Raw genomic sequence first — 12,126 nt, 5'->3', positions numbered from 1 at the left:
CCTGACAATGGAAAACAAATCGCATGCCTTCTGGGCCGGACTCTTCACGATCGTCCTGCTGCTGGCTATCGCGGCGGCGGCTTTTCTGTTCAACGTCGATCGTTCCGTGCGCGTGCCGTACGACCTGATTGCGCGCACCAACGTGACCGGTCTGTTTGCCGATGCCGCGGTGCGCTATCGCGGGCTCGACGTCGGCAAGGTGCAGTCGATCAAATTCGATCCGAGTCATCCGGGGCAGATTCTGGTGCGCATCCTCGTCGATACGCGCGCGCCGATTACTCACTCGACCTTCGGCAGCCTCGGCTTTCAGGGCGTGACGGGCATCGCCTTCATTCAGCTGGATGACAACGGGCGCGACCCGCGGCCGCTGCCGTCGTCGATTCACGCGGTCGCGCAGTTGCCGATGCGCCCCGGCCTGCTCGATCAATTGCAGCAACGTGGCGACATCCTGCTGCGCAAGCTCGAAAAAGTCGCCGACGACGTGAACAATATTCTCTCGCCGGAAATGGCCGACCAGTTGCATGCCACAGCGGCCAGCATCCAGAAGGCCGCCGACGGCGTCGCCACGTTGACCCAGCAGATCACACCGGTCACCGGCAAGCTGCCGGGCACGATCGACCAGTTGGACCGCACGCTGGCGTCGACCAATCAACTGATCACCGGCCTGAACCGTCCGAACGGTCCGTTCGAGATGAATCTGAACAAGGTCGGCACGGCGGCGCAACAGGCGGGCGACGCGCTGACATCGATGAACGCCACGTTGCAGGAGTTGTCGGCGCGCGTCGGCTACGACACGCTGCCGCGCGTCAACTCGCTCGCCGACGACGTGCGTTCGGCGGCCCGCTCGGTGGACCGTGCGGCGGACACGTTCAGCACCAGTCCGCGCAGCGTGCTGTTCGGCGCGCCGCCCGCGGCGCCCGGACCCGGCGAGGCCGGCTTCGCCTGGCCCGCCGGCCGCGCCGCCCGATGAATCCGCAGATTTGAAGAAAGGAACGCTCATGTCACGTCCGATTCACCGATTGTTGTCCTCGAGCGCCGCCGTGGCGGTGCTGCTCGCGTTCGGCGTGCTGGCTGCGGGCTGCATGAGTGCGCCCGCCGCGCTCTCCGACACGCGCTTCGACTTTGGGCCGCCGGGCGCGGCGGTGTCGGCGGGCACCTTGCCGGCCGTGAAGGTGCTCGATGTGAGCGCGCCGGAGGTGCTCGAATCGAACCGGCTGCTGTACCGCCTCAGCTATGCCGACGCGCAGCAGATCGCGTCGTACGCGAACAGCCACTGGACCATGATGCCTTCGCAGCTGCTGACCCAGCGTCTGCGCGGCGCGCTCAGTTCGCACGGCACCGTGCTGACGGGCGCCGACGGCGTGTCCGCGCCGGTGCTGAAAGTCGACCTGAGCCAGTTCGAGCAGGTTTTCGACAGCCGGACGGAAAGCCATGGGGCGATCACCGCGCGCGCCACGCTCATACGGAGCGGCAAGGTGATCGGCCAGCGCACGTTCGTCGCGCAGGCGCCGGCCAGTTCCGCGGACGCCGTCGGCGGCGCGCGCGCGCTCGCCACGGCCAGCGACGATCTGGTCGCGCAGATCGGTGCGTGGCTCGGCACGCAGGCGCTCGTCGCCGCGCAATGACGGGCCCGCAGCGCACGCAACGGAGCGCTGCATGAGCCAACGACCCTGGCTGCGCCGCCCGTCGGTGCTGGCCCGGCAAGCGCTGCTCCTGTACGCGGCGCTGATCGTGTACGGTTCGTGGTATCCGTTTTCGGGCTGGCGTTCGCTCGGGCTCGGGCCGTTCGCCTATCTGTTCGATCCCATGCCGCAGTACCTGACGGCGTTCGACGTCGTCACCAACGTGCTCGGCTATATGCCGTTCGGCGCGCTGGCGGTGCTCGCGGTCTATCCGCGCTGGCGCGGCCCGCTGGCGGTCGCGCTGGCCTTCGTGCTCGGCGGGCTGCTGTCGGGCGTGATGGAAGCGGGGCAAACGTATCTGCCGACGCGCGTCGCGTCCAACCTCGATCTGGCCGCCAACGCGCTCGGCGCTTTGCTCGGCGCGGCGATGATGTCGCCCGCGACCGGCGCGCTGCTCGATCGCGGCTTGTTGCGGCGTATGCGGCTCCTGTGGTTCGAGCGCGATCGTGCGGCGCTCGCGTGTCTGGTCGTCGCATGGCCGTTCGCGACGATGTACCCGGCGCCGCGCCTGTTCGGTCTCGGCAACTGGCCGCGCGCGCTCTGGATGCGCTTCGATTCGACGACGCAAGACGCGCTGCTCGCGTGGACGCCGCAGGGCTGGCACGTCGGCGCATGGCCGGCCGTGGCCGCCGCATGGTTGCCCGACGACGTGTGGGAAGCCGTGATCACCACCCTGAACCTGTTCGCCGCGCTCGCGCTGGCGTCGCTGCCGGTGCGCCGCCACGCGCCGCGGGTGCGGCTGTTGCTCGTGTTCATCGTCGTCACTTTGTGCGTGAAGGTGGGCGCGACTTTCTTGCAGTCGCAGTCGGGTCTCGCGTTCGACTGGGCGACGCCCGGTGCGCTCACTGGGCTCGTGTGCGGCACCGCTGCCGCGCTGCTTGCGCTGCATCTGCGGCGCCGCTCGCGCGCGGCGCTCGCGAGCGTGGCGCTGGTGGTCGCGCTGGTGTTCGTCAATCTGCTGCCGGTGAATCCTTATTTCGATGTCGTGCTGGCCGACTGGCGGCAAGGGCGTTATCTGCACTTCAACGGACTCGCGCACTGGCTCGCGTGGATCTGGCCGTATGCTGCGCTGGTGTGGCTGGCGTTTGTCGTCGAGCAGGCGTGGCTCAAGCGGCGTATGAAGCGCGTGTAAGGTACGTGTGAGGCCTGCTCGACACAAGCGGAATGCACCCGTGCAGCATGCGTCGTCCCTGGCCCGCATCGGCGGCCATCAGCCCCGCTCGCTATAATCGACCGCACACGAGGCGCGCCGACAGCGCCATGACCCTCCCTTACAGTCTCGCCCCGGACATCATGGATTCCTTCTACAAGCACCACGTCTTCTTCTGCCTGAATCAGCGCGAACCCGGTGCCGAGCGCCCGAGCTGCGCGAACTGCAACGCCCAGGAAATGCAGGAGTACGCGAAAAAGCGCGTGAAGAAACTGGGCCTTGCCGGACCCGGCCAGGTGCGCATCAACAAGGCCGGTTGCCTCGATCGCTGCGAGCTGGGTCCGACGCTCGTCGTCTACCCCGAAGGCGTCTGGTACACGTATGTCGACGAGAGCGACATCGACGAGATCGTCGACTCGCACCTCCTGAACGGCAAGGTTGTCGAGCGTCTGAAAATCGATCAATAAGCATTGCCATGAACGTACACACGAAGAAATATCTGATCGACGGCCCGGTCGGCAAGATCGAGGTCGCGCTGGATCTGCCCGACGGGATGCGCGAGAACGGCGCCGCGCCGCGCGGCATCGCACTGGTTGCGCATCCGCATCCGCTGTTCGGCGGCACGATGGACAACAAGGTCGCGCAGACGCTCGCGCGCACCCTCGTGCAGTTGAACTACGTGACCTATCGCTCGAATTTTCGCGGCGTCGGCCAGACGCAGGGGGAACATGATGCGGGCATCGGCGAGCGCGACGATCTGCGCGCCGTGCTGGACCACATGCGCGCCGAAGCCGGGCAGGGCGATTTGCCGCTCGTGCTCGCGGGCTTTTCGTTCGGCACCTTCGTGCTGTCGCACGTGGCCGCGAAGCTGCGCGAAGAAGGTCAGGAGATCGAGCGAATGGTGCTGGTCGGCACCGCGGCGAGCCGTTGGGATGTTGCGCCGGTGCCGGAAAACACGCTCGTGATCCACGGCGAGACCGACGAGACCGTGCCCATTCAATCCGTTTACGACTGGGCGCGTCCGCAGGAATTGCCGGTGGTCGTGATTCCGGGGGCGGAACATTTCCTGCACCGCAAACTGCACGTGCTGAAGCGGATCATCGTCGATGCATGGCGATGAGGCGCGCCGCGCGCGCGTTTTCCGGGGTACAGGTGCGCGAAACCGCGAATTAATCGGACTGCGCCACGCAGGATTGGCCGGATAGCGCGCGTATAATGGGCGCTCTTTTTTTGAGCGCAGCACGGCCCATCCGGCAGTTCGCGCGTCGCGGAGCATCATTTCGCGCGCAGCGGTGCCCGTGGGGCGAGCTGCGCGAACCAACCGGGTCGCCGGAAGTCCAATGGGCGCCGCGCCGTTTTACGGCCAGACGCCCGCCGACCGGCTCTTCCAAACTATGCGCCCTGCGCGCGATGTATTTTCCGCACGAACCGACCTTATGCGTTTCTCGACCACCGGCCGCACGTCCTTCCCGTCAGTTGCTTCCTTCGTTCCCCTCAAGCTTAGCCGCGCCGTCACCCTCGGCATCGTGTTGCCGGCGACCCTCGCCGCCAGCACCGCGTTCGCGCAAGTGCCGCCGCCGGCGGTGAACGCGCGCTCGTGGGTGCTGGTCGACGCCACCAGCAACCAGGTGCTCGCCTCCGGCAATGCCGACGAGCGCGTGGAGCCGGCCTCGCTGACCAAGCTGATGACCGCCTACCTCGTCTTCGAAGCACTGCAGACGAAGAAGATCACGATGGACCAGACCGTGATGCCGAGCGAAGCGGTGCGCCGCGTGCGCACCGACGAATCGCGCATGTTCATCGAAGCGAACAAGCCGGTCACCGTGCACGACCTCGTGTACGGCATGATCATCCAGTCGGGTAACGACGCGGCGATCGCGCTGGCCGAACTGGTCGGCGGCAGCGAAGCGCAGTTCGTCAACATGATGAACACCGAAGCGCAGCGCCTCGGCATGAAGAACACCCATTTCGCCGACGTGAACGGCATGCCCGATCCGCAGCACTACACGACCGCGGGCGACCTGGCGGTGCTGTCGGCGCGTCTGATCCGCGATTTCCCCGATTACTACAACATCTTCTCGGTCAAGGACTTCACGTACAACAAGATCAAGCAGCCGAACCGCAATCGCCTGCTGTGGATCGACCCGACCGTGGACGGCCTGAAGACCGGCCACACGCAAGCGGCGGGCTACTGCCTGATCGCGAGCGCGAAGCGTTCGCTGCCGGGTACGACCGACGCGTCGCGCCGTCTCGTCTCGGTGATGATGGGCGAGACCAAGGAACACGACCGCGTGCAGGACAGCCTGAAGATGCTGAATTACGGCTACACCGCGTATGACACGGTGCATCTGTACAAGGCCAATCAGGTGGTCGGCACGCCGCGCGTCTACAAGGGTGCGCAGGACAGCGTGCAGATCGGCGTGAAGAGCGACCAGTTCATCACCGTGCCGAAGGGCATGGCCGACAAGGTCAAGCCGCAGATCGAGCAGGTCGACACGCTGGTCGCGCCGATCGCGAACGGTCAGCAGGTCGGCGTCGCCAAGCTGGTGGCCGACGGCAAGGTGCTCGCGCAGTTCCCGGTGGTGGCCTTGCAGGCCGTGCCGCAAGCCGGCGTGGTGGGCCGCGTGTGGGATTCGATGATGCTGATGTTCAACAAGAAGAAATAAGAGCCTGACGCAATGACCGCTGTTTCCGACGTTTCGCTCGATCCGATCGTTTATCTGAACGGTGAGCTGGTGCCGTTGTCCGAAGCGCGCGTGCCGGTGCTCGACCGCGGCTTTATTTTCGGCGACGGCATTTACGAAGTCGCGCCGTTGTACGCGCGCGAAAACGGGCGCACCGCGTTCCGTTTTTCGCAGCACCTCGCGCGCCTCGCGCGCTCGGTCGGCAAGATCGGCATCGCCAATCCGTTCGACGACGCCGGCTGGCGCGAGCTGATCGAGCGCGTGGTCGTGGCCAACGAGGCTGAAGGCGGTTTGCCGGCGAATCAGGATGCGATTGCCTATATTCAGGTCACGCGCGGTGTCGCAAAGCGCGCTCACGCATTCCCGGCCGGCATCCAGCCGACCGTGTTCGTGATGGTCACGCCGCTCAATCTGCCGGACGCGGCGCAGCGCGCGCAGGGCGTGCCCTGCGTGAGCGCCGAGGATCGCCGCTGGCTCAATTGCGATATCAAATCGGTGTCGCTGCTCGGCAACGTGCTGATGGCGCAATTCGCGGCGGAGAACGACGCGTTCGAGACGATCCAGTTTCGCGACGGCATGCTGACCGAAGGATCGTCGTCGAATGTGTGGATGGTGAAGGACGGCGTGCTGTCGGCGCCGCCGCGCAGCCACAAGATCCTCGAAGGGATTCGCTACGGTCTGATCGAGGAGCTGACGGGCGAATGCGGCATCCGCTTCGAAGCGCGGGAGATCAGCGAGGCCGAGCTGCGCGCCGCCGACGAGATCATCGTCAGTTCGGCCACCAAGGAAGTGCTGCCGGTTACGCGGCTCGACGGCCAGCCGGTCGGCGAGGGCAAGCCGGGCGCGGTGTTTGCGGCGCTGTACGCGGCGTATCAGCGAGCCAAGGACAAAGAAGCGCAACAGGCGCAGCAAGGAGTAGAGAATGAATTCCGCGAACGACTCACTGTTTGATTTCCCCTGCGATTTCCCGATCAAGATCATGGGTAAATCGCATCCGGAGTTCGCCGAAACCATCGTCACGGTGGTCCGCCAGTTCGACAGCGAAGTCGACGCGTCGCGTGTCGAAACGCGGCCGTCCAGCGGCGGCAACTACACTGGGCTGACGGTCACCGTGCGCGCCACCAGCCGTGAGCATCTCGATAGCATCTATCTCGCGCTGACCGGCCATCCGATGGTCAAGGTGGTGCTGTAACGCGTCGCGCGATGTTTCGTATCACGGCGTGACGTGCAATGCGTCCGCCGCCAGACCGGGGCTTGCAGCGGCTCCCGCCTCGCAAGCCCGGTCGAACAACTGCTTGAACCGTCCCACCTCGTCGAACACCCAGTCGCGGAACGCCTTGACGCGGGCCGTGTCGAGCATTTGAGGCGGGCAGATGAAGTAGTACTGCCACGGGCTCGGCCCATCCACATCGAATAGACGAACGAGGCGGCCCGCGGCGATCTCATGCATCGCCAGCGAGCGGCGCGTGAGCGCGACGCCCTGGCCGTCGATCGCTGCTTGCAGCAGATTCGACGAATCCTGGTACAGCACGCCGCGCTTGGGCTCCGGCCAGTCGGTCAGTCCGGCGGCGTCGAACCAGGGGCGCCACAATTCGTCGTCGGAGCGCAGCAGCGGGACTTTGGCGAGATCGGCCGGCGTTTTCGGCAGGTTGCCGCCGTTGAAATGCGGCGCGCAGGCCGGAAAGAAAATCTCCTCCAGCAGCAACTCCGAATGTAGCCCCGAATATTTACCGAAGCCGAAACGGATCGCCACGTCGACGTCGTCGCGCGCGAAGTCGGTCAGCGCGTTGGTGGACAGCAGTTCGAGGTCCCATTGCGGATGCGCCTCGATGAAGCTGCCGATGCGCGGCGTCACCCAGCGCGCCGCGAACGACGACAGCATCGACACCACGAGGCGGCGCTCGCGGTCGCCGGCGCGGATTTCGCGGGTGGCGTCGGCGAGCGCCATCAGCGCGGTGCGCACGTGCGTGGCGTAGCGCCGGCCGGTTTCGGTGAGGCGCACGCGCTTGCCGTCGCGAGCGAACAGCGACACGCCTAGTTCGGCTTCGAGCGCGCGGATCTGGTGGCTGACGGCGCCGTGTGTGACGAACAGCTCGTCGGCGGCGCGCGAGAAGCTCTCGTGACGCGCGGCGGCCTCGAATGCCTTGATCGCGTTCAGTGCGGGTAATTGACGGAGGTCCATCGCAATATTTCTCACATAGAGGTGAAAATAGATCGTTTTGCGTAAACCCTTGCTACGCCTACGATTGTAGCCATGAAACGATTTTTGGCGAGGGCATCATGCGAGAAATTTCCTCTAGCATTGCGTTTGAAATCCGTAACGGCGAAACGCTGCCGATGAAGGTCGCACGCAGCACCAAGCTGGTGGTTCATGGCGGGGCGATCTGGGTCACGCGCAGCGACGACACCGAAGACTACTGGCTGCAACCGGGCCACACGCTACGACTGCGGCGCGGCGAGCGGCTCTGGCTGAGCGCCGAGGGCACCACGCACGCGAAGGTGGCGTTTTCCGTACCGACGCGCTGCGACGAACGCGCGCTGAACTGGCTCGCGCGGGTCGGTGAACGGTTCATGATGCGCTTGCGCGGCGGTTGGCGCACGGTTTGAGGGCGGAGCGACGTCCGGCTGGCGCCGCGCGGTTGGTGCCGATAGGCCGAGACGCCACTGGGCGCCGATAGGTCCACGTGCCGGCACGCCACGCCGCCATGCTGGCCGATGCTCTTTCGAACAGCGCCCCTCCCGTCGCAACGCACCCCGGCATCCACACCGCCCATCCGCACCGAGGCCCTTCGAATGCACTCACCCTCGGCGCGGATCCCGGTATTTCGGTAAACTGCCGGAACCATGAGCACCACCCCGGTTTCCCCGTCTCCCGCGCCCGCCACGGCGCCGCTTACGCTGCGCTGGCTCGGCAACGAATCCTATGAAGCCAGTTTCGACGCGATGCGCGCGTTCACCGACGCGCGCACGGCCGACACCCCCGACGAAATCTGGCTGGTCGAACATCCACCCGTCTTCACGCTAGGCCAGGCCGGCGATCCGGCACACCTGCTGGCCGCCGACAGCGGCATCCCGCTAGTCAAGGTCGATCGCGGGGGCCAGATCACGTATCACGGGCCCGGCCAGGCGGTCGCGTACCTGCTGCTCGATTTGCGCCGCCGCAAGCTGATGGTGCGCGAGATGGTCACGCGGATCGAGCAGGCCGTGATCGACACCCTGGCGGCGTATAATCTCGCCGGAGAACGCAAGGCGGGCGCCCCCGGCATCTACGTAGCGCCTCATCCGGACGCCGGGCTGCATGCCGGCGCCAAGATTGCGGCGCTCGGTTTGAAAATCCGCAACGGCTGCAGTTATCACGGCGTGAGCCTGAACGTGAAGATGGATCTGCGGCCGTTTCTGGCGATCAATCCATGCGGCTACGCGGGGCTCGAAACGGTCGACATGGCAACGCTCGGCGTTGCCGCCGGCTGGGACGACGTGGCCCGTACCCTTGCAGCATGCCTCACCGCAAACCTCGACGGCAGTCCCGCGGCCGTCGCCCAACCACAGGCCGGTGCGCTCACCGCCTGACTGGACCGAACGAATGACTGACGTTACCGCGAACCTCGCAGCTTCCCCCGCGCCCGAAGGCGTGCCGGCTTCCGCCGCCGCCTACGACGCCACCGCGAAGCAGAAGGCGCAAGCCAAAACTGCCCGCATCCCGATCAAGATCGTCCCGATTGAAAAGCTGAAGAAGCCGGACTGGATTCGCGTCAAAGCGGCCACCGGCAATTCGCGCTTCTACGAAATCAAGCAGATTCTGCGCGAGCACAACCTGCACACGGTGTGTGAAGAGGCGAGCTGCCCGAATATCGGCGAATGCTTCGGCAAGGGCACCGCGACCTTCATGATCATGGGCGACAAGTGCACGCGCCGCTGCCCGTTCTGCGACGTCGGCCACGGTCGTCCGGACCCGCTGGATTCCGAAGAACCGGGCAACCTCGCGCGCACCATCGCCGCGCTGAAGCTGAAGTACGTGGTGATCACGAGCGTCGACCGTGACGATCTGCGCGACGGCGGCGCGGCGCACTTCGTCGAATGTATTCGTCAGACGCGCGAGCTGTCGCCGGAAACGCGCATTGAAATTCTCACGCCGGATTTCCGCGGCCGTCTCGATCGCGCGATCGGCATTCTGAACGCCGCGCCGCCCGATGTGATGAACCACAACCTCGAAACGGTGCCGCGTCTTTACAAGGAAGCGCGTCCGGGTTCGGACTACGCGCATTCGCTGAAGTTGCTGAAGGACTTCAAGGCGCTGCATCCGGAGGTCGCCACCAAGTCCGGCCTCATGGTCGGTCTCGGCGAAACCGAAGAAGAAATTCTGCAAGTGATGCGCGACCTGCGCGAGCACGACGTGGACATGCTGACGATCGGCCAGTATCTGCAGCCGTCGGAACACCATCTGCCGGTGCGCTCGTACGTGCATCCGGACACCTTCAAGATGTACGAGGAAGAAGCGTACAAGATGGGCTTCACGCATGCTGCGGTCGGCGCGATGGTCCGCTCGAGCTACCACGCCGATTTGCAGGCGCATGGAGCCGGCGTGGTCTGAACGCTTTAGCTCGTTGTCCGTATTGCAGATGAAAAAGCCCGCACGCGTTGCGGGCTTTTTCTTGCCTGCTCTGCGTCGGGCCGCCCATCTCATCCCACGCGACTATCGCGCTATTGCATCAGTCCGCAGACTTCGCGCCCTCGCGCTGTGCCGACGCGCGAAATGCATCGACGAGTTTGTCGACGATACGATCGAGCGCCGCGTGCTCGTCGTCGCTCAACACCGATAACAACTCCGCTTCCAGCGTCTGCCCCAGTTCGTCGCTGGCGGCGCGCGTGCGCTTGCCGGTCGTCGTCGGCCACAACTGGAAGTGGCGTGCGTCATCCGGATGGATCGTGCGCCGTACCTGCTTGCGCTCGATCAGATCCGCCAGCAGCTTCGACAGCAGCGTCTTCTCGATCAAGGTTTGCTCCCTCACCGCCGTCGCCGTGATACCCGGCGCATCGCAGATGATCCGCAGCACGCGCAGCGAGCGCACGTCGAAACCGCACGCCGGTTTGTACACCGCATTGGCGCGGCTGATCATCTCGGTCTTGATCAGATCCAGTTTGAAGGTGAGGAAGCGCGCAAACTTCATGTTTTCGGCAACGGTGCGGGCTTTCGGCTTGGCAGGTGGCATACCGCTTCGGATTGTCGGGCTCGGGTTGGGTCGGGGGCGTCGCCTGGGCGGCGCGCGTTGCCGCTCAGATCAAGCTGGATGATAGACGAAGCATGGCCGCCGCGCGTCGTTCGTCCGTAAAATCACTAGTTGAAATTTGCAACTATTAAGGTATCTTCCGGTAACGGGATCCGGCTCGCCGCGGCGAAAAAGGATTTCACCTTCATCATGGTTCGAGGGATGCCGGCATGCAGACAAATGTGGAGTGGGGTGCGCTCGCGGAATCGATGCGGACGTGGCGGCGGGACATTCACCGGTATCCGGAACTGGGATTTCACGAGCATCGCACGGCCGAGCTGGTCGCCGGCCTGCTGACTGGTTGGGACATCGAAGTTCACACCGGCGTGGGCGGCACGGGCGTGGTCGGCACGATCCGGGGCACGCTGGGCACGGGGCCATCGATCGGACTGCGCGCCGACATGGACGCGCTGCCGATGCAGGAGAAGGGCACCGTCGCGCACCGCTCGACGCATGACAACGTTTTCCACGGCTGCGGCCACGACGGCCATACGGCGATTCTGCTGGGCGTCGCGAAGCATCTGTCGTCGCATCGCGCGTTTCGCGGCACCGTCCATCTGATTTTCCAGCCCGCCGAGGAAACGCTGCGCGGCGGCTCGGAGATGATTCGCGATGGTCTCTTCGAGCGCTTTGATTGCGACGAAATCTACGCGCTGCATAACAACAACGCATTGCCTGCGGGCAAGGTCGGCGTGCGCAGCGGCGCGATTCTTTCGGCCTGCGATCTTTTCCGGATCAACATTCAGGGCGTCGGCAGCCACGCCGCGATGCCGCACCGCTCGATTGATCCACTGATGATCGGCGCGGCCATCGTGCAATCGATCCAGAGCATCGTCAGCCGCAATATCGATCCGCTCGACACCGCCGTGGTCAGCGTCTGCAAGTTCATTGCCGGCACCGCGATCAACGTGATCCCGGACACCGCCATGCTGGAAGGGACCGTGCGCACGCTGTCGGTCGCCGCACAGGAACTGACGTTGAAGCGCCTGCGTGATATTTGCGACGGCGCAGCGCGCATGTATGGAGGCACGGTCGAATTCGAGCACCTGCAGAGTTCTCCGCCCACCGTCAATACGCCCGAGCAGACCGACGTCGTGCGGGCCGCCGCGGAACACGTGCTGGGCGTCGACAACGTGATTCCCGACGTCGCCCCGCTGATGGCGTCCGAAGACTTCGCGTTCATGCTGCAGCAGCGCCCGGGTTCGTACTTCTTCCTCGGTCACGACGGCCTGACGTGCCATCACCCGGAATTCGATTTCGACGACGACACGGCGCCCGCAGGCGCCGCGATGTTCCTCGAAATCGTGCGGCGTCGGCTGGGTTGAGCGCACACGCCAATCACA

Annotated in this window: 14 protein-coding genes; 12 read left to right on the top strand and 2 right to left on the bottom strand. The window is 65.2% G+C overall.

Annotation, left to right across the window (positions count from 1 at the left end):
* Positions 1-7 precede the first annotated feature (7 nt).
* The 8 genes from ACZ9H4_RS34205 (at position 8) to ACZ9H4_RS34170 (ending at position 6,708) form a co-directional block, all read left to right on the top strand.
* Positions 8-970, top strand: coding sequence for an MlaD family protein (locus ACZ9H4_RS34205; protein WP_408145532.1), 963 nt, complete (start codon positions 8-10; stop codon positions 968-970).
* 28 nt (positions 971-998) lie between these two features.
* Positions 999-1,625, top strand: coding sequence for an ABC-type transport auxiliary lipoprotein family protein (locus ACZ9H4_RS34200; RefSeq protein WP_408145534.1), 627 nt, complete (start codon positions 999-1,001; stop codon positions 1,623-1,625).
* Between the two features lie 31 nt (positions 1,626-1,656).
* Positions 1,657-2,814: a VanZ family protein gene (locus ACZ9H4_RS34195; protein WP_408145536.1), complete on the top strand. Its 1,158-nt coding sequence runs from the start codon at positions 1,657-1,659 to the stop codon at positions 2,812-2,814.
* A gap of 161 nt (positions 2,815-2,975) precedes the next feature.
* On the top strand, positions 2,976-3,299 hold the full coding sequence (locus ACZ9H4_RS34190) for a (2Fe-2S) ferredoxin domain-containing protein (protein WP_408145750.1): 324 nt from the start codon (positions 2,976-2,978) through the stop codon (positions 3,297-3,299).
* Between the two features lie 8 nt (positions 3,300-3,307).
* The gene (locus ACZ9H4_RS34185; protein ID WP_408145538.1) at positions 3,308-3,952 is read left to right on the top strand and encodes an alpha/beta hydrolase; all 645 of its coding nucleotides are present in this window, start codon (positions 3,308-3,310) and stop codon (positions 3,950-3,952) included.
* 316 nt (positions 3,953-4,268) lie between these two features.
* A complete protein-coding gene (locus ACZ9H4_RS34180; protein ID WP_408145540.1) occupies positions 4,269-5,498 on the top strand; it encodes a D-alanyl-D-alanine carboxypeptidase family protein in 1,230 nt (409 codons plus the stop codon).
* 12 nt (positions 5,499-5,510) lie between these two features.
* Entirely contained in the window at positions 5,511-6,467 is a 957-nt protein-coding gene (locus ACZ9H4_RS34175) for a D-amino acid aminotransferase (RefSeq protein WP_408323076.1), read from the top strand.
* Positions 6,439-6,708, top strand: coding sequence for a DUF493 family protein (locus ACZ9H4_RS34170; protein ID WP_408145544.1), 270 nt, complete (start codon positions 6,439-6,441; stop codon positions 6,706-6,708). The genes ACZ9H4_RS34175 and ACZ9H4_RS34170 overlap by 29 nt, the downstream gene beginning before the upstream one ends.
* A 21-nt stretch (positions 6,709-6,729) precedes the next feature.
* Here the strand turns inward: ACZ9H4_RS34170 and ACZ9H4_RS34165 are convergent, their stop codons facing one another.
* The gene (locus ACZ9H4_RS34165; protein ID WP_408145546.1) at positions 6,730-7,698 is read right to left on the bottom strand and encodes a transcriptional regulator GcvA; all 969 of its coding nucleotides are present in this window, start codon (positions 7,696-7,698) and stop codon (positions 6,730-6,732) included.
* A 98-nt stretch (positions 7,699-7,796) separates the two neighbouring features.
* On the opposite strand from ACZ9H4_RS34165, the gene ACZ9H4_RS34160 reads away from it, so the two are divergent.
* The 3 genes from ACZ9H4_RS34160 (at position 7,797) to lipA (ending at position 10,107) form a co-directional block, all read left to right on the top strand.
* Positions 7,797-8,123 (top strand): DUF2917 domain-containing protein, encoded by a 327-nt coding sequence (locus tag ACZ9H4_RS34160; protein ID WP_408145548.1) that lies wholly within the window; start codon positions 7,797-7,799, stop codon positions 8,121-8,123.
* 237 nt (positions 8,124-8,360) lie between these two features.
* Complete coding sequence (lipB, locus tag ACZ9H4_RS34155; protein ID WP_408145550.1) at positions 8,361-9,086, top strand: lipoyl(octanoyl) transferase LipB; 726 nt, start codon at positions 8,361-8,363, stop codon at positions 9,084-9,086.
* Positions 9,087-9,099: 13 nt separating this feature from the next.
* Positions 9,100-10,107: a lipoyl synthase gene (gene lipA / locus ACZ9H4_RS34150; protein WP_408157452.1), complete on the top strand. Its 1,008-nt coding sequence runs from the start codon at positions 9,100-9,102 to the stop codon at positions 10,105-10,107.
* A 118-nt stretch (positions 10,108-10,225) separates the two neighbouring features.
* Here lipA and ACZ9H4_RS34145 read toward each other — a convergent pair whose 3' ends face one another.
* Positions 10,226-10,726: a MarR family winged helix-turn-helix transcriptional regulator gene (locus tag ACZ9H4_RS34145; protein WP_408157454.1), complete on the bottom strand. Its 501-nt coding sequence runs from the start codon at positions 10,724-10,726 to the stop codon at positions 10,226-10,228.
* Positions 10,727-10,953: 227 nt separating this feature from the next.
* On the opposite strand from ACZ9H4_RS34145, the gene ACZ9H4_RS34140 reads away from it, so the two are divergent.
* Positions 10,954-12,108, top strand: coding sequence for a M20 aminoacylase family protein (locus tag ACZ9H4_RS34140; RefSeq protein WP_476122572.1), 1,155 nt, complete (start codon positions 10,954-10,956; stop codon positions 12,106-12,108).
* The last annotated feature ends 18 nt before the right edge of the window (positions 12,109-12,126 follow it).

Source organism: Paraburkholderia sp. TE9906 (assembly GCF_056279605.1).
This window is presented reverse-complemented; position numbering and strand designations above follow the sequence as displayed.